This is a genomic window from Actinomyces denticolens (assembly GCF_002072185.1).
Taxonomy (GTDB): Bacteria; Actinomycetota; Actinomycetes; order Actinomycetales; family Actinomycetaceae; genus Actinomyces; species Actinomyces denticolens.
The window spans coordinates 1-26,522 of record NZ_MVIW01000036.1; the positions used below are offsets into that span (position 1 = coordinate 1).

Genomic DNA, 26,522 nt, shown 5'->3' on the forward strand with positions numbered 1-26,522 from the left:
AGGCGCCGTAGGTGAGCACCGCGGCCATCTGCAGGATGGTCTGCACCTTGAGGCGGATATCGGTGGCGGTGTTGCCGTCGAAGGACTCGGCGCAGTCCCCGCCCATGAGAACGAAGGCCCGGCCCCGCGCGGCCTCGGCCATGCGGGCGCGCAGGGAGTCGACCTCGCCGGCGAACACGAGCGGGGGGCGCGAGCGCAGGTCCTCGCCGACGGCCGCCAGGGCCGCGGGGTCCGGGTAGGCGGGCTGCTGCGCAGCAGGACGATCCCGCCAGGTGCCAGGACTGGCGGTGGCCTCGAGCTCGTTCATCACGCCGATCAGCATAGGCCAGGGCGGGGCCGGCCCGAGTCCCCCGCCGCATGCCGGGATCAGGGCCCGCCCGGGCCCGACGACCGCGGCCGACTCGCCATTCGAGCATCACGGGGACGTCAGTCGATTGCCGGCGAGCCGCTGAGATGCGGAGCTGCACGCTCGGAGAACACCTCAGGATTCAGAACGTTGGAATCACGCGAAGTGATCTCGGGCCGTGGAGTCTCCCGCGCGCATTCGAGGCCCGAATGCGCACGGGAGGTCTCAGGCGCATGCAGCGCCTACGCCATTCCAACGAAAAGTCGGAGCGCTCCCGTTGCGAGCGTGCGACTCCCACTCCGCTCGACCTGAGGCGGCACGCCCATGGGCGCCAAGGACGAACCCGGGGCCGGCGGCGCCGTGCGCATGGCGCCGCCGACCCCGAGCGGGCGGGCAACCCGGCCGACCCGGCCGGCCCGGTCGGCCGGGTTGCCCGCCCGCCTCAGTGCTCCGGCGCGGTGTCGGCAGGGGCGACGGTCTGGCCGATCTCGCTCATGAGCCCGGTGAACCAGGGCTGGGTGATGTCGAAGGGCTTGCCGCCGGCGATGCGCGGGAACGGGATGGCCCCCAGGGCATCGCCGTTCTCCTCATCCTGGCCGATGACGCCCGACTCGCCGCGCAGGGCGCAGTCGACGGCGAGGTCGCACATCCGCTTGATGAGGGCGAGGTCCTCGGCATTGGCGGCGGCGGCGCGCGAGTAGTAGCCGGACTTCTGGACCATGACCTTCTCAGCGCCGATCAGCTCGGCGAACTGCTTGGCGAACCACTGCCCGGGGTTGATGGTGTCGAGTTTGACGTGGCCGAAGGGGTCGCGCTGGACCTCCTCGCCCTTGGCCTCCATCTCCGCGATGATCTCGGGCACGCCGGCGCCCTCGGACAGGAAGACGTTGACGTTGCCCTGCTCGTCCATGATCGCCTTGAGGCGCTCGGCCTCGGCCGCGATATCGAGCTTGACCTCGGGCAGGAAGACGGCGTGGACGTCCCAGCGCTCCTTGGCCAGGCCCAGCGAGGGGGCCCACTGCTTGGTGTCGAGCAGCTCGTGGTAGCGACGGGCGGTCTCGGCGGTGAGGTAGCCGCAGTTGCGGCCCATGCACTCGTGGATGATGAGCATGCGCGGGTTGGAGCGGTGCTCGCCGATGACGTTGAAGGCGAATCCGGCGCCCTCCTCGGCGGCCGTCCAGGCGCCGAGGGACTGGCGGATCGGCACGACGTCGTTGTCGATGGTCTTGGGCAGGCCGACGACGGTGAGCTCGTAGTCGTTGTCGTGGAGATAGGCGGCCAGGTCCGCGGCGGTGGTGTTGGTGTCGTCGCCGCCGATGGTGTGCAGGACGTCGACGCCGTCCTTGCGCAGCTGCTCGGCCGCGAACTCCAGGGGGTTGACGCCCTCGGCGACCAGGCCGCGCTCGACGAGGTTCTTGGCGTTGGTGAGCTTGACGCGGGAGTTGCCGATCGGGGAGCCGCCGAACTCGCGCAGGAGGCCGGCATTCTTGCGGCCCTCGGCGTCGACGACGATGTAGTTGCCGGTGAGCAGGCCGTGGTAGCCGTATTGATAGGCGATGATCTCGACATCGGGGGCGACCTCGGTGTAGCGCTCGATGAGGTCGCCGACGGCGGCGGAGAGGCAGGGGGCGAAGCCGCCCGCGGTGAGCAGGGCGACGCGACGGATCGTCATCGTGGGCCTTTCGGTGAAGGTTGAGAAGTGACAGCCCTCATCCTAGCCGCGCGTGCTCGGGAGGCGCCGGTGCCCCTGGCCGCCACTTTCCCGATCCCAGTCTCCCCCAGAGCGAAACCATCGGCTCCGGCCGCGGCGAGCAGAATAAAGTTATGTTATGGCAACCTTCATTGCCATAACCTTCACTTCTGAAAGTAGGTCCTATGCACGCCCGGCGCTCCCAGATCGCGCTCTTCCCCCCTGCCCCGCCCTCCCTGAGCCGTCGCACGGCGCTGACGGGGATGGCGGCCCTTCCAGTCGCCACGCTCCTCGCCGCCCGCTCACCCGGTCGAGCGCCCTCATCGGCCAGTGGCACGGCGGCCGCTGACGCCATCCCGCCCGCCTCCGCCGATGAGACCAGGGCCCTCGCCGTCCTGGCGGCCTGGGGGGCGTCCCTGGCACTGGCCGCCTGAGACCGATCGGCCCCGCCGCCGGCGGTCTCAGGACTCCGGGGTGGGCTCCTCGTCCGACTCGTCGCCATCGTCGGCCTCATCGTCGGGGGGCTCGGGGACGCTCACCTCGGGGGCGGGGCGGCCACCGGGGGCCGCCACGGGGGCGGCGGGGCGCGAGCCTGCCTGCTGGGCCAGCAGGCGGTCCGTGGCCTCCAGGGCCGTGATCCTCTCGGTGTCCATCAGCTTCTTCACGTCCGCCGCGTAGACGTCCACGTACTCCTGCCCGGACAGGGACATGAGCGCGTACATGACCTCATCGGTGATGGAGCGCAGCACGAAGCGGTCGTTCTCGAGTCCCCTGTAACGGGAGAAGTCCAAGGGCTCCCCCACGACGATGCCCACGCGGTGGCGGGTGGAGGGGATCACCTGCCCGATCGGCTGGGCGATATTCGATCCGATCATCGCCACCGGGATGATCGGCGCGCCCGTGGCCAGGGCGATGCGCGCCACGCCCGTCTTGCCGCGGTACATGCGCCCATCGGGGCTGCGAGTGCCCTCGGGGTAGATGCCGAACAGCTCGCCCGCCCGCAGCCGGTCGATCCCCGCCTGGAGGGCCGCCTGGGAGGCCTTGCCGCCCGAGCGGTCCACCGGGATCGTGCCCACGGCCGTCATGAAGCGCTTGACCGCCCAGCCCTTGACGCCCTTACCGGTGAAGTAGTCGGACTTGCCGATGAACGCCACCTCGCGGTCGATGAGCAGCGGCAGGAAGAAGGAGTCGATCACCGCCAGGTGGTTCGAGGCGAGGATCGCCGCGCCCTCGGCGGGGATGTGCTCCTCGCCCCTGATCCAGGGCTGGTAGAGCATCTCCAGGGCGGGGCCGGCGGCGGCCTTCATGCCTCGGTATCCCACGGGGGCCTCCTGCGCTCTCGACTCCTACTGCTGGCGCTCGCATCCGCCCCACGCGCCCGGCGGGGCGCCCTTGGAGCGACCGCACCACGAAGTCTAGCCTCGCACCGTGCCCCCACCCACGCGTTCCGCCGACGGCTCCCACGATCCGCGCTCCGGTGCCTCCCATCCGCGGGGCCGCCCCGGCACGCAGGGCTCGTTCGAGGACATGGGCACGCCCCTGCGCGAGGCGACCTTCGTCGTCGTCGACCTGGAGACCACCGGCGCGGGCCCCGGCGCCCACGCCATCACCGAGATCGGGGCCGTCCGCGTGCGCGGCGGCATCGTCGACGACGAGTTCTCCACCCTGGCGAACCCCGGAGCGCCCATCCCCGCCCAGATCACGCTGCTCACCGGGATCACCAACGCCATGGTCGCAACCGCGCCGGCCCTTGAGGAGGCGCTCGCCGCGTTCCTGGCCTGGTCCCGCCGGACCTCCCCGACCGATGACGGGGCCGCCGACCCGATCCTCGTGGCGCACAACGCCCGATTCGACGTCGGCCACCTGCGCGGCGCCGCCCGCGCTCTGGGCCTGCCCTGGGACGAGCCCCGCATCGTCGACACCCTCGCCCTGGCGCGCAAGGCCTGGTCCCGCACCGACGTGCCCAATCACAAGCTCGGCACCCTCGCCGCCTTCGTCGGCTCCCCCACCCGCCCCACGCACCGAGCCCTCGACGACGCCCGCGCCACCGTCGACGTCCTCCACGCCGCCCTCGAGGCCCTCGCGCCGCTGGGCATCACCCACGTGGAGGACCTGGCCACCGCGGCGGACCCCATCCCCGCCAAGCGCCGCGCCAAGGCACGTCTGGCCGACCCGCTCCCCCACGCCCCGGGCGTCTACGAGTTCCTCTCCCCCGCAGGGCAGGCGCTCTACATCGGCAGCGCCTCCGACCTCCACCGCCGCGTGCGCTCCTACTTCACCGCCGCGGAGAAGCGCGGTCGCATCGCCCGCATGCTCGACACCGCCGTGAGCGTGCGCCACATCGAGACACCCACCGAGATCGAGGCCCGCGTTCGCGAACTGCGCCTCATCGCCGAACTCGACCCGCCCCTCAACCGCCGCTCCCGCGCGCCCCAGCGCCGGCCCTGGCTACGCGTGGACCAGGGGCGCCGGGGCGCCGGTCCGCGCCTGGCGCTGACCACCGCACTGCCCACCGGGGCCGTGGCCGAGGCCATCGGCCCCTTCCCCTCCCGAGCGGCCGGTGCCGAGGCGCAGCGGGCCGCCGAGTCGGTCCTGCGGCTGAGCGCCTGGGACGGCACGGGTCTGCGCCAGGTCTCGGGCGACGACTCCCCCGCCGACGCCGAAACCGCGCGCCGGGCCCTGGCCGGGAGCATCGACCTCGTGGCCGTGCCCATCCTGGAGCGCGTGGCCGGCCTGGCCGAGCGCGAGCGCTACGAGGAGGCGGGCGCATGGACCTCCCGCTTGCGCTCACTGCTCCTGGGCGCGCGTCGCGCGGAGACCGCCAGGCCCCTGCTCCTCTGCCCGCACCTCATCGCCGCCAGGCGCCGCGAGACGGGCGGCTGGGAGCTCGTCGCCGTGCGCTGGGGGCGACTGGCGGGATCGCTCGTCACCCCGCCCGGCGCGGACCCGCGCCCCTACGTGGACGCCCTGCGCGCCACGGCCCAGGTCGTCGACCGCCCCGAGCGCGTGGGACGGGCGGCCAGCGTGGAGGAGACGCTGCTGCTGACCCCCTGGGTCCTCGACGACGGCGCCCGCCTCGTCGAGGTCGACGGCGATCCGTCCGTCCTGGCCTGGCCCATCGGCGCCGCCGCCCGCCACCAACGGGTCATCGACGCGGGTTGAGCCGAGAGGGTTCGCAGGGGCGGGGATCGGGCCCGTGGGGCCGGCATCGGGCCCGCCGGAGAGCCTGAGGGCGCCTCGGCTCGCGGTTGGCGCGGAGGAGAGGCCGGGCCCCGTCCCGGTTCAGCCGGTCTTCAGCCCTCTTGTCAACCCGCGGCCACGACACTGCCCCGGCGGGCGCGGAGCGCCGCGACGATGCCCTCCTGGAGGGCCAGGGGCTCCAGGGGCCGGGAGACGACGGCCTCGACCTTGGACCAGGCGGCCAGCCAGTCATCCTGGGGGCGGGCGGTCAGGAGCAGCACCGGGGGGCGGCGGTCCATCTCGGTGAAGAGCTCGTGGGCCAGGCCCATGCCGCCGTACTTCTTGACCTCGCCGTCGAGCACGAGCGCGTCGAAGGGCCTCCGGCCGGCCTCGGCGCGGTCCTTCATCGCCAGGCGCACGCCCTCGGCGGTGGCCGCCTCGAACCAGGTCACGAGCGGCATGCCCTTGGCGGGGCGGCGGCCGATGCCCTCGATGACCTCGCGGCGGACATTGGCGTCGTCGGAGAAGACGAGGAGCTCGAGGCGGTCGGCGGCGCCAGGTGAGTCATTGGCGGTCATGAAGTCCTCCGAAGGACGGTCTGGTCGGCAAGGCGTTCAGCGGTCAGTGTAATCACAGCCGGGCAGAGGCCGCTCGGCTACCCACTCCCGGCCGGGCGACCTACGATGAGAACACATCCGGGACTTCAGTCCTAGCGCTTCGTCGCGCCGGACCGGATCCGCTCACCGACCTGAAAGGCACGCCGCATGGCCGTCTACACCCTGCCCGAGCTCCCCTACGACTACGCCGCCCTCGAGCCCCACATCTCCGGGCGCATCATGGAGCTCCACCACGACAAGCACCACGCCGCCTACGTCTCGGGCGCGAACGCCGCGCTCGACGCCCTGGCCGCCGCCCGGGAGGCGGATGACTTCGCCGCCATCAACCTGTGGGAGAAGAACCTCGCCTTCAACCTGGCCGGCCACACCAACCACACGATCTTCTGGAAGAACCTCGCCCCGAACGCCGGCGGCGAGCCCGAGGGCGAGCTGGCCGAGGCCATCAAGGACTCCTTCGGCTCCTTCAAGCAGTTCCAGGCCCAGTTCACGGCCGCCGCCCTGGGCATCCAGGGATCGGGCTGGGCGATGCTGGCCTTCGACGTGCTGTCCGGCAAGCTGGTCATCTTCCAGCTCTTCGACCACCAGTCGAACCTCCCCGCGGGCACTCTCCCCCTCTTCCTCGTGGACATGTGGGAGCACGCCTTCTACCTCGACTACCTCAACGTCAAGGCGGACTACGTCAAGGCGATCTGGAACATCGCCAACTGGCAGAACGTCTCCGAGAGCCTCGCCCTGGCCGCCTCCAAGCGCTCTGAGATCCTCAACGCCTCCTGACTTCTGAGCCCCGAACGGGTCCCGCCTCCGGCCCCGGGCTCAGGATGAGAGCGCCCCGCGACCGATCATCCGGTCGCGGGGCGCTCTCATCGTCGCCCGGGCGGCGTGAGCGGCGGGGTTCCATGCCGCCCTTCGCGCCCGTGCGGAGCGTCCGCACGGGTCAGAGGGCCGCGCCCACGTCCATCACGTAGGCGAACGACGGCGCCGAGCCGTCCGGGGCGGGCGGGGTCAGCACGATGACGCGCGACCCGGTGGGCACTCCTTCCAGGCCCTTGAGCTGGGCCGTCTGCACAGTCTGGAGGACGCCCTCCTTCCAGGTGGAGCCGGTCTGCGAGCCGTCCCACGTGGAGAAGGCGAGATTCGCCGCAGCGGTGGCGTTCGCGGGCAGGGGCTGCCCCGTGCCGCGGGCAAGCACGATGACCTCGGGCTCGGTGGGCTCCGCAGTGCCCGCGGCCACGCTGATCGTCGCCTCGGAGCCGAGCGCTCCGGTCACCGTGATCCCGCGAGCGGACGCCTTCTCCTCCCCCTCCATGGTGGCCGTGGAGACGGCGGAGTCGACATCCTGGGATGAGGCCTTGGAGACGATCTCGACGACGAACGCCAGCGGGCCCTGGGGCTGCCCGGAGCCGGGCTGCGCGATGCCCTGACCGTAGCCGAGCTCCGGCGGGATCGACATGATCACGCGCTCGCCGACCCTGTGGCCGGCCAGCCCGCAGGTCCAGCCCGGGACCACCTGCTGGAGGCTGAAGGGCGTCGGGGCCCCGCGATCGTAGGAGGCATCGAAAGTGGCGTCGCCGCCCCACTCCCAACCGGCGTAGGAGGCGGAGACGATGTCGGTGCCCGTGACCGCGTCGCCCGTCCCCTCGTCGAGGGTCTTGACGGTCAGATTCGCCGGTGCGGCCTGGCCGCTCCAGGTGAGGGTCGGCTTGGCGCCCGCATCACCGCTGACGGCCGGCAGCGCGGCCGAGTCGGAGTCGATGGTCAGCGTGGAGCAGTCGACACCGGTCAACGGTGTCACGGGCGAGGCGACCGCTGACGGGGTGGCGGGGCTCGCGTCGGAGGCCTGCTCCGAGACGTCGCCGCAGGCGCCCAGCGCCAGACCCGCGGTCAGCGCGATCGCGCCGAGGGCGGGGCCGCGGCGCTTCACGCGGCCGACGGCGGGAAGGGAGGGGAAGGAAGGCACTACTCGCCTCTCGGGTCGGTGAGGGGTCCTCCCGCCGCTGATGCGGCGGGAGGACCCGCTCAGTGAGGATCAGTGGAAGGACTCGCCGCAGGCGCAGGTGCCCGTGGCGTTCGGGTTGTCGATGGTGAAGCCCTGCTTCTCGATCGTGTCCGCGAAGTCGATGGTCGCGCCGGACAGGTAGGGCACGCTCATGCGGTCCACGACCACCTCGACGCTCTCCATGGCGCCGCCGCCGGTCGGGAAGGCGCGCACGGCATCGCCGTCGAGGGTGCGCTCATCGAAGTAGAGCTGGTAGACGAGGCCGGAGCAGCCGCCGGGCTGCACGGCCACGCGCAGGCGCAGGTCATCCCTGCCCTCCTGCTCCAGGAGGGAGGCGACCTTGGCGGCGGCGGCCTCGGTGAGGAGGACCTCGTGCTCGGGCACCTCGGCGGTCCCGGTGCTCACGGTCTCAAGAGTCTGGGTCATGACTGTCTCCGTACTGTTTCCGTACTGTCTCCGAATCGTCCCCGTCGATCGACGCGGTCATTCACGACTACCCTACGTCCGCGCTCCACGGATCACCGAGTGACGGCACTCACCGCCGCCCACCGGGCCCGGGCGGGCTCCGGCCGGGCCCGATCACGCCATGGCCACGAGCTCGAGGTAGTCGTCCCCCCACAGGTCCTCATCGCCGTCGGGGAGCAGGAGCACCCGATCGGGATTGAGGGCGGACACCGCGCCCTCGTCGTGGGTGACGAGCACGACGGCGCCGGTGAAGGTGGACAGCGCCCGCAGGATCTCCTCGCGGCTGGCCGGGTCGAGGTTGTTCGTGGGCTCGTCGAGCAGCAGGACGTTGGCGCTGGAGACCACGAGGATCGCCAGGGCCAGGCGCGTCTTCTCCCCGCCGGACAGGACCCGGGCGGGCTTGTCCGCGTCCGCTCCCGAGAACAGGAAGGAGCCGAGCACGCTGCGCACCTGCGTGTCATCCATCTCCGGGGCGGCTGAGCGCAGGTTCTCCACCACGGTGCGGTCGTTGTCGATGGTCTCGTGCTCCTGGGCGTAGTAGCCGATCTTGAGGCCGTGCCCGGGCAGGACCTCGCCGGAGTCCGGGGGCTCGACGCCGGCCAGGAGGCGCAGGAGCGTCGTCTTGCCGGCGCCGTTGAGGCCGAGGACCACCACACGAGAGCCCCGGTCGATGGCGAGGTCCACCCCGGCGAAGACCTCCAGGGAGCCGTAGGCCTTGGACAGCCCGGCCGCGCGCAGCGGCGTCTTGCCGCAGGGGGCGGGGTCGGGGAAGCGCAGGTGGGCCACCTTGTCCGCCTGCTGCTCGGCCTCCAGGCCGGCCATGAGCCTCTCGGCGCGCTTGAGCATCTGCTGGGCGGCGACGGCCTTGGTGGCCTTGGCGCGCATCTTCTCGCCCTGGGCGCGCAGGGTCGCCGCCTTCTTCTCCGCGTTGGCGCGCTCGCGGCGGCGCCGGTGCTCGTCGTCGGCTCGCTGCTTGAGGTAGGCGTCCCAGCCGAGGTGGTAGACGTCGAGGGCTCCGCGGTTGGCGTCCAGGTGCATGACCTGGTTGACGGTGTCGCGCAGGAGCTCGACGTCGTGACTGATGACGATGAAGCCGCCGGAGTAGGCGCGCAGGTGGTCGCGCAGCCAGACGATGGAGTCGTGGTCGAGGTGGTTGGTCGGCTCGTCGAGGAGCAGCGTATCGGGATGGGCGAACAGGACGCGGGCGAGCTCGACACGGCGCCGCTGACCGCCGGAGAGCGTGCCGATGGGCTGGTCGAGGACTCGGTCGGGCAGGGAGAGGGCCGCGGCGATGCGGGCGGCCTCGGAGGCGGCGGCGTAGCCGCCGGCCATGGTGAACTCGTGGTCGAGGCGGGTGTAGCGGTCGAGGGCCTTGGCCATGGCATCGCCCTCGGTGGTGGCGATGCGCTCCTCCGCCTTGCGGATGCGGGCCAGGAGGGAGTCGATGCCGCGGGCGGACAGGATGCGGTCGCGGGCGATCTCCGCCAGATCCCCGACCTTCGTGTCCTGCGGCAGATAGCCGACGGTCCCGTTGCAGGAGATCACGCCCTCGTGCTCGACGGCGTCCAGCCCGTGGCGCTCGTCGCCGTCGGCGACGGCCTGGCTGGTGCCCTGGGCCACCGAGGCGGCGGCGAGGAGCTTGGTCATCGTGGTCTTCCCGGCGCCGTTGCGGCCGACGAGGCCGATGCGCATGCCCCTGTCGACTCGGAAGGAGGCCCCGGCGACGAGCCGGCGGGCACCGATGCGCAGAGTGAGGTCCTGGACGTTGATCACGGCGGACATGCTACGGGGCGCGCCGGTGCGCTCCCAGCGGGCCGGCGCGGGGCGGGGCGGACCTGCGCGGGGCGCCGGCGGGGCATCACCGGCGCCCCGGCGGGGCCCGCTGAGGCGCGTTCCCGGTATCGCGCCGAGACCCCCAAGGATTGAGGCAACTCTCACAGGGGCTGTAACATCTCAGTAATGCGGCATCCCCGTGCCCGTCCGCCCGCGCGGCCGATCCCTGGGCCCGGAGAAACGCTATGCCGACGGTACTGTCCGCCGTCGGGCCACACGTCAGAAAGGCATCCCCACGCCATGACCACCACCACGAGCACGCCCGAGGCGATCCTCGACGCGGTCGGTGGGGCGGACAACATCGTCCACCTCACGCACTGCGCCACCCGCCTCCGGTTCGAACTCCACGACGCCTCGGTCATCGACAAGGCCACCGTCGAGGCCATCCCCGGGGTCCTCGGCGCGGTTCCCCAGTCGGGCGACCGCTACCAGATCGTCATCGGCGGCGCCGTCCAGGGCGTGTACACCGAGATCATGAACCTGCCCGCGATGAAGAGCGCCGGGGCCATGTCCGACGCCGATGTCAAGGCGGCCGCCCGCTCCAAGGCCCGCGGCAAGAACGCGATCATCGACGCCTTCTTCGAGTACCTCTCCGACTCCTTCCGCCCGCTGCTCCCCGTGCTGCTCGGCGCCTCGCTCATCATCGCCTTCGAGGCCATGCTCGACGCACTGGGCGTCGTGGACTTCCGGGATGACGCGGCCAAGGGCGCCACCTGGGTCTTCGTGGACTCCATGTGGCGCTCGGTCTTCTACTTCCTGCCGATCATGGTGGCCTACAACGCCGCCAAGAAGCTCAACATCGACCCCTGGGTCGGCACGGCCGTCATGACCGCGCTGCTGACCCCGAACTTCATGAGCCTGAGCTCCAAGGCCTACACCGAGACCGCCGAGGGATCGGGCATGTTCACCGAGGCCCTGAAGTTCTCCGACCAGGTCACCTGCACGACGAACCACACGCTGGGCACCGAGTCCTGCGTCGCGCACATCTTCGGCCTGCCCATGCAGCTCAATGACTACGGCGGCCAGGTGTTCGTCCCGCTCATCATGGTCGCGGTCCTCGCGCCGCTGTACAAGGGCCTGCAGAAGCTCATCCCGGTCAACCTCCAGATGGTCTTCGTCCCCTTCCTCTCCTTCGTCGTCATGATGCCGGTCACCGCCTTCCTCCTGGGACCCATCGGAGTGTGGGCCGGTAGCGCCATCGGCGCCGGCCTGGCGTGGCTCAACAACAGCGCGCCGATCGTCTTCGCGATCGTCATCCCGCTCCTCTACCCGTTCCTGGTGCCGCTGGGCCTGCACTGGCCGCTCAACGCGCTCATGCTCATCAACATCGACACCCTGGGCTACGACTTCATCCAGGGCCCCATGGGCACCTGGAACTTCGCCTGCTTCGGCGCCACCGCCGGTGTGCTCGTCCTGGCCATCCGCGACAAGGACCGCGTCATGCGCCAGACCGCCTCGGGCGCTCTCGCCGCGGGCCTCCTCGGTGGTATCTCCGAGCCGTCCCTCTACGGCATCCACCTGCGCTTCAAGCGGATCTACCCGCGCATGCTCGTCGGCTGCGCCGTGGGCGGTCTCATCGTCGGCATCGGTGGTGGCCTGAAGGCCTCGACCTTCGTGTTCACCTCCCTGCTGACCATCCCGGTCTTCTCCCCGATGTTCCTCTACGTCGTGGGCATCGCGGCGGCCTTCCTGACCGCGATGACGCTCATCATCCTCACCGACTACCGCACGAAGGAGGAGCGCGCCGCCGCCATGGCCGCTGCCGCCGGCGGCGCCGTCGAGGCCTCCGCCGAGGACACCGCCGCGGATCTGGCCCTCGAGGCCGGCGCTGCGGGCGCCACCGGGGCCGATGACGCCGCTGCCCCGGAGGCCCTCGAGCCCGGTGCGGTCACCGAGATCGCCTCGCCGCTCGCCGGCGATGTCATGGCCCTGGCCGATGTGCCGGACCCGGTGTTCTCCACCGGGGCCGTCGGTGACGGCGCGGGCGTGACGCCCTCGGGCGAGATCGTCGTGACGGCGCCCGCTGCCGGGACGGTCGTCGTCGCCCCCGCCTCGGGCCACGCCTACGGCATCAACCTGGACAACGGCGTCGAACTGCTCATCCACGTGGGCATCGACACCGTCAACCTGGAGGGCAAGGGCTTCGACGTCAAAGTCGAGCAGGGCGACCGGGTCGAGGCCGGCCAGGAGCTCGTGCGCGTCGACCGCGCCGTCGTCGAGGAGGCCGGCTACTCGCTGACCACCCCGGTGCTCGTCACCAACACCGCGAAGTTCGCCTCCGTCGAGCTGGTGGCCTCCGGCGGCGTCGAGCAGGGCGCCGCGCTCCTGCGCATCACCGCCAAGGACTGACAAGTCGCTCAAGGTGCCGAGGGCCGGTGCTCCCCCACGGGGTGCCGGCCCTCAGCCGTGCCGCAGGGCTGGCAGGAGCGGGAGGGCGACCGGGATCGGGGCGGGAATCGGGCCCTCAGCCCTCGCCCGGGACCCGCAGCGCCCAGAAGGCGACGGCGGCCGCGGCGGCCACGTTGAGGGAGTCCACTCCCCCGGCCATGGGGATGCGCACGACGACGTCGCAGGCGCTCACGGTGCGCCGTCGCAGGCCATCGCCCTCGGTCCCGAGCACGAGCGCCACGCGGGAGCCCGATGCGGCGCAGGCGGACGAGGCGGCGAAGTCGTCGAGGCTCATCGAGTCCTCGGACAGGGCCATGGCCGCCACGGTGAAGCCCGCTGCGTGGAGGTCGTCGAGGGCCGGCCAGGGGTCGATGCGCGTCCACGGCACCTGGAAGACGGTGCCCATGGAAACCCGCACGCTGCGCCGGTAGAGCGGGTCGGCGCAGCGCGGCGTGACCAGCACGGCGTCCATGCCCAGGGCGGCCGCGGAGCGGAAGGCCGCGCCCACGTTCGTGTGGTCGACGAGGTCCTCGAGGACCGCCACCCGTCGGGCGCCAGCTCCCCCGCGGGCCGCTGCGAGCAACTGGGGCACCGGGGCGAGGGCGGGGCGGTTCATGGCGGCCAGCGCCCCTCGGTGCAGGTGGAACCCGGTGATCGATTCCAGCACGGCCTCCTCGGCCACGTAGACGGGCACCGGCCCGCCCTCGGGATCCCCCTGGCAGCCGACGGCGGCGGCGATGAGCGGTTCCATCTCGGCCAGGTGGCGGGGGGCCATGAGGAAGGAGCGGGGAGCGTGCCCGGCCTCGACGGCCCTGGCGATCACCTTGGTGGACTCGGCCATGTACAGCCCTCGCTCGGTCTCGAGGCGGCGGCGCAGGGCGACGTCGGTCAGGCGCGTGTAGTCGGCGAGGCGGTCATCATCGCCGTGCTCGACGGGGACGATCATCGCGAGGCCCCCTGACGGAGGGGGCGGGAGGAGGCGGGATCGCGCTGAGAGCGCGAGAGGATGCGCAGCACAACGGGGAGACTAGGACGGCCGGTCGGCCGAATCCATGTCTCCCCGTTGCGCCGTCGGGTTTTGGGATGCGCCTCACCCCTGCTGCGGGGGCTCGGGCTCCTGACGGTGCGCGCCGCCCCGCGAGGGCGGGAAGGAGGGGGCCGCCGGGTTGGCGCCGCCCGTGGGCTGCGGCGCCTCGGCCGCCTCCTGCGAGGCGGAGGCCGCCTCGCCGCGGGCCTGCGCCAGGGCCTCCTCGGGGGTCTGCAGGTTCGTGGCGGCCAGGTCGGAGGCGATGTCGAGGCCGGTCTCCATGCCCGCGAGGTTCACCTGGACCTCACCGGACTCGCCGGCGTCGGCGAAGGCGGCCGACGGACCATCCCCGCCCTTGCCGCCCAGAGCCCCGGCGATGCCGTTGAGCGCCGCGGTGAACTCCGTGGGCACCACCCACATCTTGGAGGACTGCCCGTTGGCGATCTTGGGCAGGGTCTGCAGGTACTGGTAGGCCAGCAGCTTGGGGTCGGCGTTGCCGCGGTGGATGGCGTCGAAGACCTGGAGGATGGCACGGGACTCGCCCTGGGCCTTGAGGATGGCGGACTGGGCCTGGCCCTCGGCCCGCAGGATCGCGGACTGCTTGTCGCCCTCGGCCGTGAGGATCTGGGACTGCTTGACGCCCTCGGCCGTGAGGATGGCGGCGCGACGGTCGCGCTCGGCGCGCATCTGCTGCTCCATGGCGCCCTGGATGGAGGCGGGCGGGTCGATGGACTTCAGCTCCACATTGCCCACGCGGATGCCCCAGCGGCCGGTGGCCTGGTCGAGGACGCCGCGCAGCTGACCGTTGATCTGGTCACGGCTGGTGAGCGTCTGCTCCAGGTCCATGGCACCGATGACGTTGCGCAGCGTGGTGACGGTCAGCTGCTCGATCGCCTGGAGGTAGTTGGAGATCTCGTAAGTGGCGCGCTTGGGGTCGTTGACCTGGTAGTAGATGACCGAGTCGATGGACACCACGAGGTTGTCGGAGGTGATGACCGGCTGCGGCGGGAAGGACACGACCTGCTCGCGCAGGTCCACGGTGGTGCGCACGCGGTCCACGAAGGGCACCAGGAGGTGCATCCCCGCGCCGTACTCGGCCTGGAACTTGCCCAGGCGCTCGACGATGATCGCATACGACTGGGGCACGATCCTCACGGCTCGCACGATCGCCACGAGGACGAGCAGCACGAAAAGGCCGAGGATGACGAGGATGACGTTCTCCATATCAGCTCCTTGATCCATAGGTGGTGGGGCCTGCGCGAGGGCGCGTAGGGACCCGGGTCGGAATACTGGTCAGTCAGCGGGGGCGACGACGGCGGTGGCGCCGTCGATCGACATGACGGTGATGGGCGCGCCGGGCTCGAGCCGCGCGCCGGGGCCCTGGCCCTCGGCCAGGCGGGCGCTCCACTCCGCGCCGCCCAGGCGGACGCGCCCGCCCAGAGCGTCCACGGCGGTCAGGGCGCGCCCGGCGGAGCCGACGATGGCGTCGGCATTGGTGCGCATCTCCGGGGTGGTGGACGCCATGCGCCGCTTGAGGGCGGGGCGGACGGCGAGGAGCAGCAGGCTGGCAACGCCGGCGGCCACGATGACCTGCAGCCACAGCGGCGCTCCGAGGAGGGAGGCGACCATGCCGCCGAGCGCTCCCCCGGCGAGCATGAGGAAGGTGAGGTCGGCTGAGAGGGTCTCGATGATCGCCAGGACGAGGGCGGCGCCGAGCCACCAGATCCATTCCATGGTGCTCTCTTTCTGCCCGGCGGAGCCGGGCGTGATGGGGTGGGGGTGCCGGTCAGGAACGCCGTGCGGAGGTGGGCGAGGGCGCGGCCGCGGGGGTGGTGGGCCCGGCGACGCCCCTCGCGGCGAAGCGCCCTCGGTCCCGGGTGATCTCCAGGGGGAGGCCGAAGGCGGCCGACATGGTCGAGCTGGTGAGGACCTCGCCGAGGGGGCCCGAGCCCACGGCCCGACCGCCGCGCAGGGCGAGGGCGTGGGTGAAGCCCACAGGGATCTCCTCCAGGTGGTGGGTGACCATGACCATCGTCGGGGAGGAGGGTGTGGCCACGATCTGGCTGAGTGCTCCCAGCAGCTGCTCGCGCCCGGCGACGTCGAGCCCCGAGGCGGGCTCGTCGAGGATGAGGAGCTCGGGGTCGGGCATGAGGGCGCGGGCGATCTCCACGCGCTTGCGCTCACCGGAGGACAGGCTCGCCCAGCGGCGCTCGATGAGCGCGCCCGACCCGAGGGCCGTGAGCAGGGCGGTGGCCCGCTCGGTGTCCTTGTCCTCGTACTCCTCGCGCCAGACGCCGATGCGGCCGTAGGAGGCCGATAGGACGATGTCGAGCACGCGGTCCCCCGCATGGAAGGTGGAGGCCATCGCCGACGAGCTCAGCCCGATCCGGGGGTGGAGCTCGGAGATGTCCACCCTGCCCAGGCGCCGCCCCAGGACCTCCACGGCCCCCGAGGAGGGGAAGAGACGGGCGGCGGCCATGCGGGCGGCCGTCGTCTTGCCGGCGCCGTTGGGCCCGAGAACCACCCAGTGCTGGCCCTCGTCGACCCTCCAGGAGAGGTGGTCGAGGATCTGCGTGCTCCCGCGGTGCAGGGAGACGTCGTCGAGGAGGAGAACACGGGTCATGGGGCAACCCTATCCCGCCCGCGTGACCTGAGTCGCAAGCACTCGCGCGAGCCCTCCCCCTCTTCCGCCGAGACCGGTCGAAATGGCGATCGAGACCGGTCGAAAACGCCACCGAGACCGGCCCGAGGCACCGACGGGGCGCATCTCAGTGGAGGGCGTAATCGTCCCGGCTGATGGTGAAACCGCGGCCTGCGCCATCCAGGCAGGTCACACCCGCCTCCGCACTGGTGCAGGTGTAGCCGTGCGCGCTCACGGACTGCCCATAACCCAGCGAGCCGAAGGCATCGAAATCGGTGATGGCGCCGCCCCCGTGCCTCCACGCGGTGATCCCGTTGATGTCGGTCTTGCACGCTCCGTAGGAGGGGCCGGACTCACCAGTGCGGATGATGCCCTTGACCAGTGGCCCGGTGGGGCAGCCATTGGCGTCCTGATCCTCGGCGTGCAGCTCGGGGCTGTCCACCAACTCGCAGGAGGCCTGCGGGGCGACAGTCCGCGCGGAGTCGGAGCCGAGCGCGTCGGGGAAGGACGCGGGACCGATCACGCAGGCGATGTTCTGACTGGGGGTGAGGAAGGCTACGCCGTCGAAGCCGGGGTAGGAGTAGTCGGAGGGATCGACGGCGGCGGCGGGGGCGGCCGAGGTCGAGGGCAGGGGACTCAGGGCGGTGGCGGCTCCGAATGGCACCGCGGCGGGGGCGGCCGACTCGGGCGGCGCGGTGGAGGGCGCCGGGGCCTGCTCGGCGGCGGTGGAGGGCGCCGACGGCGCGGCGCTCGGCCCGGATCCCGCCCCGCAGGCGGTCAACGGGAGGAGCGCGGGCAGAAGCAGGACCGCGAGGAGCAGTGACCGGCGATCAGAGCGCGGGGGAACAGGGGCGATGGGCATCGGTGCCTCCAGGAGACGCTGCCCCCGTGGGAGGCCGGTGGGGACGCCGGTCCAGCGGGGACGGAGTTAAGGACATCTTACGTCCCGGCGCCCGGTGCGGCCTCGCGATCGCGGCGCTCCCAACGGTTTAGGGTGCACAGCGTGACTGACCTCGAGCTCCGTCCCTCGATCCTGCTCGCTCTGTGGCTGCCCGTGCCCTCGTCGCGGGGCGCGGCCGTCGTGGAGGGCGCTGATGGGGCGCACACGGTGGCCGATCCTGATCTCGGAGAGGTTCCCCTGCTGGAGTGGATGACCCTGGCGGGGCGTCCCGAGCGGGTGGCGGCGGTCCTCCCCAGCCCCTCCGACCCCCTGCCGGGGCTGGGGGCGGCGCTCGACGCCGGCGAGGCGGTGCTGCTGAGCGCCCCGCGGGAAGGAATCCGGCACGGGACCCGGACGAGCCTGCTCATCCCCGAGCCGTCGGGCACGAGCGCGGTGTGGCGCCTCGTCGACCTGCCCCCGGGGCCCGCGGGCCCCGGCGCGGCCGTGCCCCCTTTCGACGCCGCCGACGCCCGCGTCCAGGTCCACGCGGCGATGGAGGAGGCGATCGAGGCGCTCACCGAGCTGGACCTGGCCCGGGATCGCCCTGAGCTGGCCGACGACCTGACGGATCTCATCACCGCCGTCGCCGACCCGCGCCTCCTGCCGCCGGGGCTGGACCAGCGGCGCCGCGAGCTCCTGGAGCGCTCGCTGCGCCTGCTGGGCATCTGCGAGATCGCGTTGGACGACGACGGCGCGGCGGCCACGGCGCTCCAGGCCGAGCGCAGGGCGCGGGTGCTGCGCCCCCTGCGCGATACCGCGCGCCGGGGCGTGGCTGCGGCGACGGACTGGTGGTCCGGGGCGCGCTGAGGCCGCACGGCCCCGGCTGCCGGCCCTTCGGGGACGGCGGTTCGGCCCTCGGGCCCGGCGGATCTCAGCCGCGGTCGAGCACCCAGCGGTAGACATCCATCGTGCGCTGGGCGATCGCCTCCCAGGAGAAGTGCTCCTCCACGCGGGCGCGGGCCGCCTGGCCCATGCGCCGGGCCAGGGCCTCGTCCATGACGAGCGAGGCGAGGCGCTCGGCGAGGTCGTGGACGAAGGTCTCGGGCTCCACAGGGGTCCCGGTGCCGTCGGTGACCTGCTCGATGGGAACGAGGAGTCCGGTGGCGCCGTCGACGATGACGTCCGGGATGCCGCCCGTCGCCGAGCCGACGACGGGCAGCCCGCAGGCCATGGCCTCGAGGTTGACGATGCCCAGGGGCTCGTAGACGCTCGGGCACACGAAGACGTCGGAGGCGGACAGGACGGCGATGAGCTCGGGGCGCGGCAGCATCTCCTCGATCCACACCACACCGGTGCGCTTCTCGCGCAGCCCCGCCACGAGGCCCTCGACCTCCGCCTTGATCTCGGCGGTGTCCGGGGCACCGGCGCACAGGATGACCTGGACCTCGGCGGGCAGGAGCTCGCAGGCGCGCAGCAGGTAGGGCAGGCCCTTCTGACGGGTGATGCGCCCGACGAACACGATCGTGGGCCGAGCGGGGTCAATGCCCAGCCGCTCCAGGGCGGCGGAGGACGCGGCGTCGGCCTCGGGCCCGGTGGGGCGCTGCCAGGCGTCGAGGTCGATGCCGTTGTGGACCACCTTGACCCGCTCGGGGTCGACCGCCGGGTAGGAGCGCAGGATGTCGGCGCGCATGCCGTTGGAGACCGCGATGATCCCGGCGGCGGACTCGTAGGCGGTGCGCTCGGCCCAGGAGGACAGGGCGTAGCCGCCGCCGAGCTGCTCGGCCTTCCAGGGGCGCAGGGGCTCCAGCGAGTGGGCGGACAGGACGTGGGGCGCACCATGCAGCAGGGAGGCGAGATGGCCGGCGAGGTTGGCGTACCAGGTGTGGGAGTGGACGATGTCGGCGCCCTCGCAGCCGGCGGCCATCTCCAGGTCGACGCCGAAGGTTCGCAGCGCCGCGTTGGCCCCCTCCAGCTCGGCGATCTCCGGGTAGCCGGTCACGCCGTCGTCGGCCCCCTCGGTACCGGGCTCGCGGCGCCCGCCGAAGGCGTGGACGCGCACATCGGCCAGGGGCCGCAGCACCCGCGCGAGCTCGTTGACGTGGACGCCAGCGCCTCCATAGATGAACGGCGGGTACTCCTTGGTGAGCAGATCGACTCTCAGTGACGCCATTGCCTGTGCCTCCTCGGGTGCGCGTTCGGGCCGCCCTGCGGGCAGGGCGCCGTCGGCCGCGATGCGGGCCTCAGAGCAACGGTAGCGGGACCAGGCGGCGCTCCGCCGGGGTTTCAGCCCTTCCCCGGCGCCGAGCGGTGAGGTCAGATGTCAATCCGCATCCCCAAACCGGTCGCATAAGTGGCCTCGATCACCGTAGGGTGGTCCCATGGCTTCCCCTCGTGTCCTCGCAATCATCCTCGCCGGCGGTGAAGGCAAGCGCCTCATGCCCCTGACCGTTGATCGGGCCAAGCCCGCCGTGCCCTTCGGCGGGATCTACCGGCTCATCGACTTCTCCCTGTCCAACATGATCGACAGCGGCTTCCTCAAGGTCGTCGTGCTGACCCAGTACAAGTCGCACTCGCTGGACCGCCACATCGCCAAGACCTGGCGCCTGTCCAACATGCTGGGCAACTACATCGCGCCCGTGCCCGCGCAGCAGCGCGTTGGGAAGCACTGGTTCCTCGGCTCCGCGGACGCGATCTACCAGTCCCTCAACCTGCTCGACGACGAGCGGCCGGACTACGTGGTCATCACCGGCGCGGACAACATCTACCGCATGGACTTCTCCCAGATGCTGGACCACCACATCGCCTCCGGACTGCCCTGCACCGTCGCGGGCATCCGCCAGCCGCGCTCCCTGGCGGATCAGTTCGGCGTCATCGAGTCGGACCCGGCCAACCGGGGAGTCATCAAGGCCTTCGTGGAGAAGCCGAAGGACACCCCCGGACTGCCGGACTCCCCCGACGAGATCCTCGCCTCCATGGGGAACTACATCATGGATGCCGACGCGCTCCTGCGGGCCGTCACCGCGGACGCGGCCGATGAGTCCTCCAAGCACGACATGGGCGGCAACATCGTGCCGTGGTTCGTCTCCCGCGGCGAGGCCGGCGTCTACGACTTCAAGGACAACGACGTCCCCGGCGCGAGCGAGCGCGATCGGAGCTACTGGCGCGACGTCGGGACGGTGGACGCGTTCTACGAGGCCCACCAGGACCTCATCAGCGTCAGCCCCGTGTTCAACCTGTACAACGACCGATGGCCGCTGTTCGCCGGCTACGACGCCTCGATGCCGCCGGCCAAGTTCGTCTACGGGCACCACGAGCGCCTGGGGCACGCCGTCGACTCGATCGTCTCACCCGGGGTCATCGTCTCCGGCGGTGAGGTGATCTCCTCGGTGCTCTCGCCGTCGGTGCGCGTGAACTCGTGGTCCTCGGTGCGCTCCTCCGTGATCATGGACGGCGTGCAGATCGGGCGGAACACGGTGGTCAACCGCGCGATCCTCGACAAGCACGTGGTCATCGAGGAGGGCGCCATGGTCGGCATCGACCAGGAGCACGACCTCGAGCGCGGCTTCACCGTCACCGAGTCCGGCATCACCGTGGTTCCCAAGGGGAAGGTCGTCACGCGCTGACGCACCGCCCACCTGAGCGGGCCTCCCCGGGCCCCGGCGCACCCGACAGGGCGCGCCGGGGCCCGGGTGCGCGCACTCGGTACGATCGCGCCCATGAGCCCCATGAGCGCCACCGACTCCCCCGCCGCACCGACCCCTGGGGTCTCGGGCGCCCGCGCCCGCGGGGCGCTGGCCCTGCACGGCCCGGGGCTGCTGGTCATGGACGTGGACTCCACGCTCATCGAGCAGGAGGTCATCGAGCTCATCGCCGAGCGGGCGGGCACCCATGAGGAGGTCGCCGCGGTCACTGAGCGGGCGATGCGCGGCGAGCTCGACTTCGCGGCCTCGCTGAGAGAGCGGGTGGCGACGCTGGCGGGCGTCCCGGAGGCCGTGTTCGCCGAGGTCCTGGCCGAGGTCCGCCCGACCCGCGGGGCGGAGGGCCTCATCGCGGAACTGCATGAGCGGGGCTGCGCCGTGGGCGTGGTCTCGGGGGGCTTCGAGGAGGTCGTCCTGCCCCTGGCCGAGCGCCTGGGGATCGACCATGTGGCCGCCAACCGGCTGGAGGTCGCCGATGGGCGCCTCACCGGGCGGGTCCTGGGGAGGATCGTGGACCGAGGCGTGAAGGAGGCCTGCCTGCGCCAGTGGGCGGCTGAGCGCTCGGTGCCGATGGAGCGCACGGTGGCGGTGGGCGACGGCGCGAATGATCTCGACATGATCCACGCGGCGGGCCTCGGGATCGCGTTCTGCGCCAAACCGCTGGTCCGCGAGCAGGCCCCGGCGCGGATCGATGCGCGCGACCTGCGCCTCGTTCTCGACCTCCTGCGCATCACCCCGAGTGGTGCCGTTTTCACCGACAGGTGCGTCCTGCCCGCACCTGTCGGTGAAAACGGCACCGCTCAGTAGGGCAACAGGCGGTCAATGAGCGGGGGTGAGAAGATCGATGACCTCGGCCCCGCCGCCGGTGAGGGCGGCCCAGGACGAGTCCACCCGCAGGACGGCGGCGTTGGCGGTCGACATCCCGTAGGAGACCCGCCGCCCGAACTCGCTCACTCCGCCGTCAAGATAGGCGGCGAGCTCGGAGGTCGTCGGCTCATGCCCCACCACGACCACCGTGCGCGCGCTCGGTCCCGTTTCCCGCACCAGGTCGAGGACGGCCCGGCCGCCCCCGAAGTACACGTCCTCCTCCACGCGGGTCCGCCCCGGGGACAGCCTCGCGATGATCGGCTGGGAGGTCTGTCGCGCGCGCGCCGCGGGCGAGACGATGAGCAGGTCGGCTCTCCCCACCCGGGTGGCGAGAGCAGCCGCCAGGGCCCGGGCCTGCGCCGCGCCGGCGTCGGACAGCGGCCGCTCGATATCCGTGGGCGCCGCGGCTGCACGGGCGTGGCGGATGAGGACGAGCGTGCGGGCATCAACAGCCTCGGCAGCGCCGGTAGCGGCTGCGCGGGGAGCGGTCTCAGTCATGGGTTCTCCTTGTGGATCGAAAGCACATGGATCGGGAGCGCGCGGCTCGGGGCTGATGGGCGAGGGACCGGTGGATCGGTCGTCGGCACGCCGGCAGGATCGGCGCGCCGCCGCCCGGCATGCCGCGCGCCGCCGCCCGTCGTCATGACAGGGTCGCCCCGCCATCGGCGTGGATGACGGCCCCGGTGGTCGCGGGCATCCAGTCGGACAGGAGCGCAACGGCCGTGCGCGCCACCGGAGCGGCATCGTCGGGGTCCCAGCCGAGCGGGGCGCCCGCCCCCCAGTCGCCCACGAGATCATCGAACGCGGGGATCGCGGAGGCCGCCGTCGTGCGCAGCGGCCCCGCGGACAGGGCGTTGACCCGCACGCCCCGGAGCCCGAGCTCGACGGCGAGGGAGCGCACCGAGGCCTCGAGGGCGGCCTTGAGCGGCCCCATCCAGCCGTAGCCGGGGTACACGCGGGAGGTGTCGAAGGTGAGGGCGAGCACAGAGCTCCCCCGGTCCAGCAGCGGCGCCGTCGCCTCGACGAGCGCGGGGAGGGACGCGGCGGAGACGATGAAGGCGTCGCGGAGCGCCGCCATGCGAGCCTCCCCCGCCTCCTCGAGGCGGGCCCGCATCCGCTCGCCGTCGTCCGCCTCCTCCGCCCCGGCGGGCAGCACCGTCCCAAGGAGGTCGCGGCCGGCGCGGGCGATCGAGTGGACGACGCCGTCGAGCCGCACCACGCCGAGGCGCTCCAACTCGCCCGGCAGCGCGGCCAGGGACGCGGGATCGGCCACATCGAGCCCCACCACGGGCTCGGCCAGGCCCTGCGCCGCGGCGACGGATTCCGCGAGGACCCGGGCGCGCGGATGCGCGGTGAGGATGACGCGGGCTCCCTGCTCGGCGGCGACGCGGGTCACGGAGGCGGCGATCGAGGAGGGGCGCATCACCCCGGTGATGAGGATCGTGCGCCCCCGCAGCAGCCCGGGGGGTGCGCCCGGGCTCGGATTCATGGCCCCTCCCGGGCCCGTCGCAGCCGTCACAGGCACAGCCTACGGGGTGGCGCCGTCCCCGGGGCGGCGACTCCGTGCCAGCATGAGCGCGTGACCACCCCTTCGCCCTCCCCCGCCCCGCTGCGCCTGGGTCCCATCGAGGTGCCCATGCCCGTGGTCCTCGCGCCGATGGCGGGCGTCACGAACGCCTCCTTCCGCCGACTGTGCCGCCAGGCCGCCGAATCCGCGCTCCCCGAGGCCGCGCGCCCCGCCTCCCCGGGACCGATCCCCACCGACGGCGGCGGCCTCCGGGCGCCCGCAGGCCTGTACGTCACGGAGATGGTCACCACCCGTGCCCTCGTGGAGCGCAATGAGAAGACGCTGGCCATGGTGCGCACCGATCCCGCCGAGCGGGTCCGCTCGATCCAGCTCTACGGCGTCGACCCGGTCATCGCGGGAAGAGCCGTGCGCATCCTCGTCGAGGAGGACCTCGCCGACCACATCGACCTCAACTTCGGCTGCCCCGTGCCCAAGGTGACCCGCAAGGGCGGGGGCGCCGCCCTGCCGTGGAAGCGGGACCTGCTCGCCGCGATCCTGCGCGAGTGCGTGAGTGCCGCGGAGAGCGCCGCCCGGGCCGCTCATCGCCCGCGGGAGGTGCCGGTGACGATGAAGATGCGCGTGGGGATCGACGAGTCCCACGAGACCTTCCTCGACGCCGCCCGCGCGGCGGAGAACGCCGGCGTCGCCGCCGTCGCCCTGCATGCGCGCACCGCCCGGCAGCACTACTCGGGTCGGGCCGACTGGTCCCGCATCGCCGAGCTCAAGGAGTCCACGCGCCTGCCGGTGCTGGGCAACGGGGACATCTGGGTGGGCGATGACGCCGTTCGCATGATGGCCGCCACCGGCTGCGACGGCGTGGTCGTGGGGCGCGGCTGCCAGGGGCGCCCGTGGCTCTTCGCCGACATCGTCGCCGCCATGCGCAGCGAGGCCTCCCGCACGCGCCCGGATCTCGACGCCGTCATCGCCGTCATCCGCGAGCACGCGCGGCTGCTGGCCGATGAGATGGGCGAGGACCGGGGCGTGCGCGACCTGCGCAAGCACGTGGGCTGGTACCTCAAGGGCTACCCGGTGGGCGGGACGGCCCGCAACGCGCTCATGCGGGTGGGCTCGCTGGCCGAGCTCGACGCCGCCCTGGGGGCCATGCGCTCGCATCTCCCTGCCCAGGTGCCCTACCCCGGCGAGGCCGTCGAGGGGCCCCGTGGTCGCGCGGGCCATCCGAAGCGCCCCCACCTGCCCGACGGCTGGCTGGACTCCCCCGTGCTCGACGCCGATCAGGCCGCGCTGCTGGGCGAGGCCGAGTCTGACGTCTCGGGGGGCTGAGCCGGGCCGCCGGGGGCGGCCGCCCTCGAGCCGGCCGGGCTCCTCGCGCTGTCGGCGCCCGGCCCCGCACCACCGGTGCGGCACAGGATGGTGGCGATGGCCGTGGTCGCGGGGATCGCCAGGACGAGCCCGATGGAGGATACGAGCGTGCGCACGATCTCCTCGCCGATCTCCCCGCTGAGCAGCGTGTCGATCATGGAGCGGTCGATGAGGGAGGCCGCCAGGATCAGTGGGAGGGCAGTGCCCGCGTAGGCGAAGGCGAGGGTGTAGACGGTGGAGGCGATGTGGTCGCGCCCGATCCTCATGCCGCCGGTGAACAGGCGGCCCCGGGGCATGGCGGGGTTGGCTGCGTGCAGCTCCCAGACGGCAGAGGCCTGCGTGATGGTGACGTCGTTGAGGACGCCGAGCCCCGCCACCACCATCCCGCAGGTGAGCAGGGCCCGCAGGTCGAGGTGGACGCCGGCCTCGCTCACGAGTCCGTTGAGGGTGATGGCGGTGTCGTCGACGGCGCCGGTCAGGTTGGATGAGCTCGTCCCCCACAGCGCGAGCAGCACGGTGATGATGACGCCGGCGAAGGTGCCGAGCAGCGCGGTGGTGGTGCGCACGGACACGCCGTGCGCCACGTAGACCGCCATGAGCATCATCGCCAGCGACCCGGTGAGGGTCACGGCCAACGCGTTCTCCCCGGCGAGCAGCGCGGGGATCATGAAGCCCATGAGCACGGCGGTGGCCATGAGCAGGCCCAGGACGCTGAGCGCGCCGCGCTTGCCGGCCACCGCGAGCACGAGCACGAGGTAGACGGCCGCCAGCAGCCCGATCGGCAGGCTGCGCTGGTAGTCGACGAAGACGTAGGGTGTGCCGCCGGCCAGCGCCTGGGGCGTGTAGAGCACCTTCATGGGGTCACCGGGGTCGGCGACGCGGGCCGACTCGGGCGGGATATGGACCGGCACGACGAGGCCCTTGCCGTCACCGCTGGTGATCTCGGCGCACAGGGCGTCGGTGAGCAGTGAGCCGTCGGAGATCCCGCCGAGGACCTTGGCGGAGTCCTCGCAGTCGGACACGGAGGTGGAGGTGACCGTGGCGGTCTCCATGGAGGAGCCCTCGACGGCGAAGGGCCGCGAGCCCATGAGCGAGCTCTTCCCCGGCCACAGCAGCGCCAGCCCCACGAGGGTGGCCAGGACGATCGGCACGACGATCGCCGCCAGCACGATCCTCACGCGGCGCGCCTCGCCCGCCGGGACGGGCGGGGCGCCGTGGTGGTGGGAGTGCCCCGACATGCCGGGCGCCGTCAGCAGCCGGCGAGCCGCTCGGCCAGGTAGCGCTCGATGCCCTCCAGGGGCACGCGCTCCTGGACCATGGTGTCGCGCTCGCGCACCGTGACGGCCCCGTCCTCCGGGGAGTCGAAGTCGTAGGTGAGGCACAGCGGTGTGCCGATCTCGTCCTGGCGCCGGTAGCGGCGGCCCACCGCGCCCGCGTCGTCGTACTCGACGTTCCACAGGCGGCGCAGGCGAGAGGCGACGGCCCTGGCCGGGCCGGTGAGCTCCTCCTTGCGGCTCAGCGGCAGGACGGCGACCTTGACCGGGGCCAGGCGCGCGTCGAGTTTGAGGACCACGCGGGTGTCGACGCCGCCCTTGGTGTTGGGGGCCTGGTCCTCGTGGTAGGCCTCCACGAGGAAGGCCATCATGGAGCGGGTCAGGCCGGCGGCGGGCTCGATGACGTAGGGGACCCAGCGCTCGTTGGTGGTCTGGTCGAAGTAGGACAGGTCCTTGCCGGAGTGCTCGGCGTGGGTGGTGAGGTCGAAGTCCGTGCGGTTGGCGACGCCCTCGAGCTCGCCCCACTCCGAGCCGGCGAAGCCGAAGCGGTACTCCAGGTCCACCGTGCGCTTGGAGTAGTGGGAGAGCTTCTCAGCGGGGTGCTCGTACTCGCGCAGGTTGGCGGGGTCGATGCCCAGGTCGATGTACCAGTCGCGCCGGTAGTCGATCCAGTACTGGTGCCACTCCTCGTCGGTGCCCGGCTTGCAGAAGAACTCCATCTCCATCTGCTCGA

General features: G+C 72.2%; 25 protein-coding genes. 8 read left to right on the plus strand and 17 right to left on the minus strand.

Features of this window, described 5'->3' with window-relative positions; translation table 11 throughout:
• Window positions 1-307 (minus strand): 3-deoxy-7-phosphoheptulonate synthase (locus B1H55_RS09840; protein ID WP_240494189.1); only part of this gene is annotated, 307 nt, incomplete at its 3' end.
• Between the two features lie 481 nt (window positions 308-788).
• Entirely contained in the window at window positions 789-2,018 is a 1,230-nt protein-coding gene (locus B1H55_RS09845; RefSeq protein ID WP_073451741.1) for a pyrophosphate--fructose-6-phosphate 1-phosphotransferase, read from the minus strand.
• A 203-nt stretch (window positions 2,019-2,221) separates the two neighbouring features.
• Between B1H55_RS09845 and B1H55_RS09850 the strand changes: the two genes are divergently transcribed.
• Window positions 2,222-2,470: a hypothetical protein gene (locus B1H55_RS09850; RefSeq protein ID WP_073451739.1), complete on the plus strand. Its 249-nt coding sequence runs from the start codon at window positions 2,222-2,224 to the stop codon at window positions 2,468-2,470.
• A gap of 27 nt (window positions 2,471-2,497) precedes the next feature.
• On the opposite strand, the gene B1H55_RS09855 is transcribed toward B1H55_RS09850, so the two are convergent.
• Entirely contained in the window at window positions 2,498-3,358 is an 861-nt protein-coding gene (locus tag B1H55_RS09855) for a lysophospholipid acyltransferase family protein (protein ID WP_073451737.1), read from the minus strand.
• A 205-nt stretch (window positions 3,359-3,563) separates the two neighbouring features.
• Between B1H55_RS09855 and B1H55_RS09860 the strand changes: the two genes are divergently transcribed.
• Entirely contained in the window at window positions 3,564-5,198 is a 1,635-nt protein-coding gene (locus B1H55_RS09860) for a DEDD exonuclease domain-containing protein (RefSeq protein ID WP_231952998.1), read from the plus strand.
• 143 nt (window positions 5,199-5,341) lie between these two features.
• Here the strand turns inward: B1H55_RS09860 and B1H55_RS09865 are convergent, their stop codons facing one another.
• On the minus strand, window positions 5,342-5,794 hold the full coding sequence (locus B1H55_RS09865; RefSeq protein ID WP_073451734.1) for a hypothetical protein: 453 nt from the start codon (window positions 5,792-5,794) through the stop codon (window positions 5,342-5,344).
• A 186-nt stretch (window positions 5,795-5,980) separates the two neighbouring features.
• Between B1H55_RS09865 and B1H55_RS09870 the strand changes: the two genes are divergently transcribed.
• The gene (locus B1H55_RS09870; protein WP_077240276.1) at window positions 5,981-6,607 is read left to right on the plus strand and encodes a superoxide dismutase; all 627 of its coding nucleotides are present in this window, start codon (window positions 5,981-5,983) and stop codon (window positions 6,605-6,607) included.
• Window positions 6,608-6,767: 160 nt separating this feature from the next.
• Here the strand turns inward: B1H55_RS09870 and B1H55_RS09875 are convergent, their stop codons facing one another.
• From B1H55_RS09875 to B1H55_RS09885, 3 genes are all read right to left on the minus strand, one after another.
• On the minus strand, window positions 6,768-7,790 hold the full coding sequence (locus tag B1H55_RS09875; protein WP_096519436.1) for an FKBP-type peptidyl-prolyl cis-trans isomerase: 1,023 nt from the start codon (window positions 7,788-7,790) through the stop codon (window positions 6,768-6,770).
• Between the two features lie 69 nt (window positions 7,791-7,859).
• Window positions 7,860-8,255 carry a HesB/IscA family protein gene (locus tag B1H55_RS09880; RefSeq protein ID WP_073451732.1) on the minus strand — a complete coding sequence of 132 codons (396 nt, stop codon included), beginning with the start codon at window positions 8,253-8,255 and terminating at the stop codon, window positions 7,860-7,862.
• A 153-nt stretch (window positions 8,256-8,408) separates the two neighbouring features.
• Entirely contained in the window at window positions 8,409-10,067 is a 1,659-nt protein-coding gene (locus B1H55_RS09885) for an ABC-F family ATP-binding cassette domain-containing protein (RefSeq protein ID WP_172575547.1), read from the minus strand.
• Between the two features lie 300 nt (window positions 10,068-10,367).
• On the opposite strand from B1H55_RS09885, the gene B1H55_RS09890 reads away from it, so the two are divergent.
• Window positions 10,368-12,476, plus strand: coding sequence for a glucose PTS transporter subunit IIA (locus B1H55_RS09890; RefSeq protein ID WP_073451729.1), 2,109 nt, complete (start codon window positions 10,368-10,370; stop codon window positions 12,474-12,476).
• Between the two features lie 115 nt (window positions 12,477-12,591).
• On the opposite strand, the gene B1H55_RS09895 is transcribed toward B1H55_RS09890, so the two are convergent.
• The 5 genes from B1H55_RS09895 to B1H55_RS09915 form a co-directional block, all read right to left on the minus strand.
• Window positions 12,592-13,461 (minus strand): TrmH family RNA methyltransferase, encoded by an 870-nt coding sequence (locus B1H55_RS09895; RefSeq protein ID WP_073451727.1) that lies wholly within the window; start codon window positions 13,459-13,461, stop codon window positions 12,592-12,594.
• A gap of 144 nt (window positions 13,462-13,605) precedes the next feature.
• Window positions 13,606-14,766, minus strand: coding sequence for an SPFH domain-containing protein (locus B1H55_RS09900; RefSeq protein WP_073451725.1), 1,161 nt, complete (start codon window positions 14,764-14,766; stop codon window positions 13,606-13,608).
• 69 nt (window positions 14,767-14,835) lie between these two features.
• A complete protein-coding gene (locus B1H55_RS09905; RefSeq protein WP_073451723.1) occupies window positions 14,836-15,276 on the minus strand; it encodes an NfeD family protein in 441 nt (146 codons plus the stop codon).
• Between the two features lie 52 nt (window positions 15,277-15,328).
• Entirely contained in the window at window positions 15,329-16,165 is an 837-nt protein-coding gene (locus B1H55_RS09910) for an ABC transporter ATP-binding protein (RefSeq protein WP_073451721.1), read from the minus strand.
• A gap of 145 nt (window positions 16,166-16,310) precedes the next feature.
• On the minus strand, window positions 16,311-17,045 hold the full coding sequence (locus B1H55_RS09915; protein ID WP_077240277.1) for a hypothetical protein: 735 nt from the start codon (window positions 17,043-17,045) through the stop codon (window positions 16,311-16,313).
• Between the two features lie 141 nt (window positions 17,046-17,186).
• Between B1H55_RS09915 and B1H55_RS09920 the strand changes: the two genes are divergently transcribed.
• Window positions 17,187-17,930: a hypothetical protein gene (locus B1H55_RS09920; RefSeq protein ID WP_077240278.1), complete on the plus strand. Its 744-nt coding sequence runs from the start codon at window positions 17,187-17,189 to the stop codon at window positions 17,928-17,930.
• A 64-nt stretch (window positions 17,931-17,994) separates the two neighbouring features.
• Here B1H55_RS09920 and glgA read toward each other — a convergent pair whose 3' ends face one another.
• Window positions 17,995-19,224 carry a glycogen synthase gene (gene glgA / locus B1H55_RS09925; RefSeq protein ID WP_077240897.1) on the minus strand — a complete coding sequence of 410 codons (1,230 nt, stop codon included), beginning with the start codon at window positions 19,222-19,224 and terminating at the stop codon, window positions 17,995-17,997.
• 217 nt (window positions 19,225-19,441) lie between these two features.
• Between glgA and glgC the strand changes: the two genes are divergently transcribed.
• Together glgC and serB are read left to right on the plus strand one after the other, a co-directional pair.
• Window positions 19,442-20,686 (plus strand): glucose-1-phosphate adenylyltransferase, encoded by a 1,245-nt coding sequence (glgC, locus tag B1H55_RS09930; protein ID WP_077240279.1) that lies wholly within the window; start codon window positions 19,442-19,444, stop codon window positions 20,684-20,686.
• Between the two features lie 93 nt (window positions 20,687-20,779).
• Window positions 20,780-21,568 carry a phosphoserine phosphatase SerB gene (gene serB / locus B1H55_RS09935; RefSeq protein WP_371836538.1) on the plus strand — a complete coding sequence of 263 codons (789 nt, stop codon included), beginning with the start codon at window positions 20,780-20,782 and terminating at the stop codon, window positions 21,566-21,568.
• A gap of 12 nt (window positions 21,569-21,580) precedes the next feature.
• Here serB and B1H55_RS09940 read toward each other — a convergent pair whose 3' ends face one another.
• Both B1H55_RS09940 and B1H55_RS09945 read right to left on the minus strand, forming a co-directional pair.
• Window positions 21,581-22,126 carry a SixA phosphatase family protein gene (locus B1H55_RS09940; protein WP_157750261.1) on the minus strand — a complete coding sequence of 182 codons (546 nt, stop codon included), beginning with the start codon at window positions 22,124-22,126 and terminating at the stop codon, window positions 21,581-21,583.
• A 142-nt stretch (window positions 22,127-22,268) separates the two neighbouring features.
• The gene (locus B1H55_RS09945; RefSeq protein ID WP_077240281.1) at window positions 22,269-23,117 is read right to left on the minus strand and encodes an SDR family oxidoreductase; all 849 of its coding nucleotides are present in this window, start codon (window positions 23,115-23,117) and stop codon (window positions 22,269-22,271) included.
• 90 nt (window positions 23,118-23,207) lie between these two features.
• Here B1H55_RS09945 and dusB point away from each other — a divergent pair, with 90 nt between their 5' ends.
• Window positions 23,208-24,476 carry a tRNA dihydrouridine synthase DusB gene (dusB, locus tag B1H55_RS09950; protein ID WP_077240282.1) on the plus strand — a complete coding sequence of 423 codons (1,269 nt, stop codon included), beginning with the start codon at window positions 23,208-23,210 and terminating at the stop codon, window positions 24,474-24,476.
• Here the strand turns inward: dusB and B1H55_RS09955 are convergent.
• On the minus strand, window positions 24,428-25,753 hold the full coding sequence (locus B1H55_RS09955; RefSeq protein WP_073451707.1) for a YibE/F family protein: 1,326 nt from the start codon (window positions 25,751-25,753) through the stop codon (window positions 24,428-24,430). The two genes, dusB and B1H55_RS09955, sit on opposite strands and share 49 nt — an antisense overlap.
• 11 nt (window positions 25,754-25,764) lie before the next feature.
• A partial coding sequence (locus tag B1H55_RS09960; RefSeq protein ID WP_080461715.1) for a glycine--tRNA ligase occupies window positions 25,765-26,522 on the minus strand: 758 nt, incomplete at its 5' end.

Bases quoted from the DNA above. Each gene is read 5' to 3' on its own strand.
- B1H55_RS09845 (WP_073451741.1), bottom strand. From the start codon at position 2,018: ATGACGATCCGTCGCGTCGCCCTGCTCACCGCGGGCGGCTTCGCCCCC.
- B1H55_RS09850 (WP_073451739.1), top strand. From the start codon at position 2,222: ATGCACGCCCGGCGCTCCCAGATCGCGCTCTTCCCCCCTGCCCCGCCC.
- B1H55_RS09860 (WP_231952998.1), top strand. From the start codon at position 3,564: ATGGGCACGCCCCTGCGCGAGGCGACCTTCGTCGTCGTCGACCTGGAG.
- B1H55_RS09865 (WP_073451734.1), bottom strand. From the start codon at position 5,794: ATGACCGCCAATGACTCACCTGGCGCCGCCGACCGCCTCGAGCTCCTC.
- B1H55_RS09870 (WP_077240276.1), top strand. From the start codon at position 5,981: ATGGCCGTCTACACCCTGCCCGAGCTCCCCTACGACTACGCCGCCCTC.
- B1H55_RS09880 (WP_073451732.1), bottom strand. From the start codon at position 8,255: ATGACCCAGACTCTTGAGACCGTGAGCACCGGGACCGCCGAGGTGCCC.
- B1H55_RS09890 (WP_073451729.1), top strand. From the start codon at position 10,368: ATGACCACCACCACGAGCACGCCCGAGGCGATCCTCGACGCGGTCGGT.
- B1H55_RS09895 (WP_073451727.1), bottom strand. From the start codon at position 13,461: ATGATCGTCCCCGTCGAGCACGGCGATGATGACCGCCTCGCCGACTAC.
- B1H55_RS09900 (WP_073451725.1), bottom strand. From the start codon at position 14,766: ATGGAGAACGTCATCCTCGTCATCCTCGGCCTTTTCGTGCTGCTCGTC.
- B1H55_RS09905 (WP_073451723.1), bottom strand. From the start codon at position 15,276: ATGGAATGGATCTGGTGGCTCGGCGCCGCCCTCGTCCTGGCGATCATC.
- B1H55_RS09910 (WP_073451721.1), bottom strand. From the start codon at position 16,165: ATGACCCGTGTTCTCCTCCTCGACGACGTCTCCCTGCACCGCGGGAGC.
- B1H55_RS09915 (WP_077240277.1), bottom strand. From the start codon at position 17,045: ATGCCCATCGCCCCTGTTCCCCCGCGCTCTGATCGCCGGTCACTGCTC.
- glgC (WP_077240279.1), top strand. From the start codon at position 19,442: ATGGCTTCCCCTCGTGTCCTCGCAATCATCCTCGCCGGCGGTGAAGGC.
- serB (WP_371836538.1), top strand. From the start codon at position 20,780: ATGAGCCCCATGAGCGCCACCGACTCCCCCGCCGCACCGACCCCTGGG.
- B1H55_RS09940 (WP_157750261.1), bottom strand. From the start codon at position 22,126: ATGACTGAGACCGCTCCCCGCGCAGCCGCTACCGGCGCTGCCGAGGCT.
- B1H55_RS09945 (WP_077240281.1), bottom strand. From the start codon at position 23,117: ATGAATCCGAGCCCGGGCGCACCCCCCGGGCTGCTGCGGGGGCGCACG.
- B1H55_RS09955 (WP_073451707.1), bottom strand. From the start codon at position 25,753: ATGTCGGGGCACTCCCACCACCACGGCGCCCCGCCCGTCCCGGCGGGC.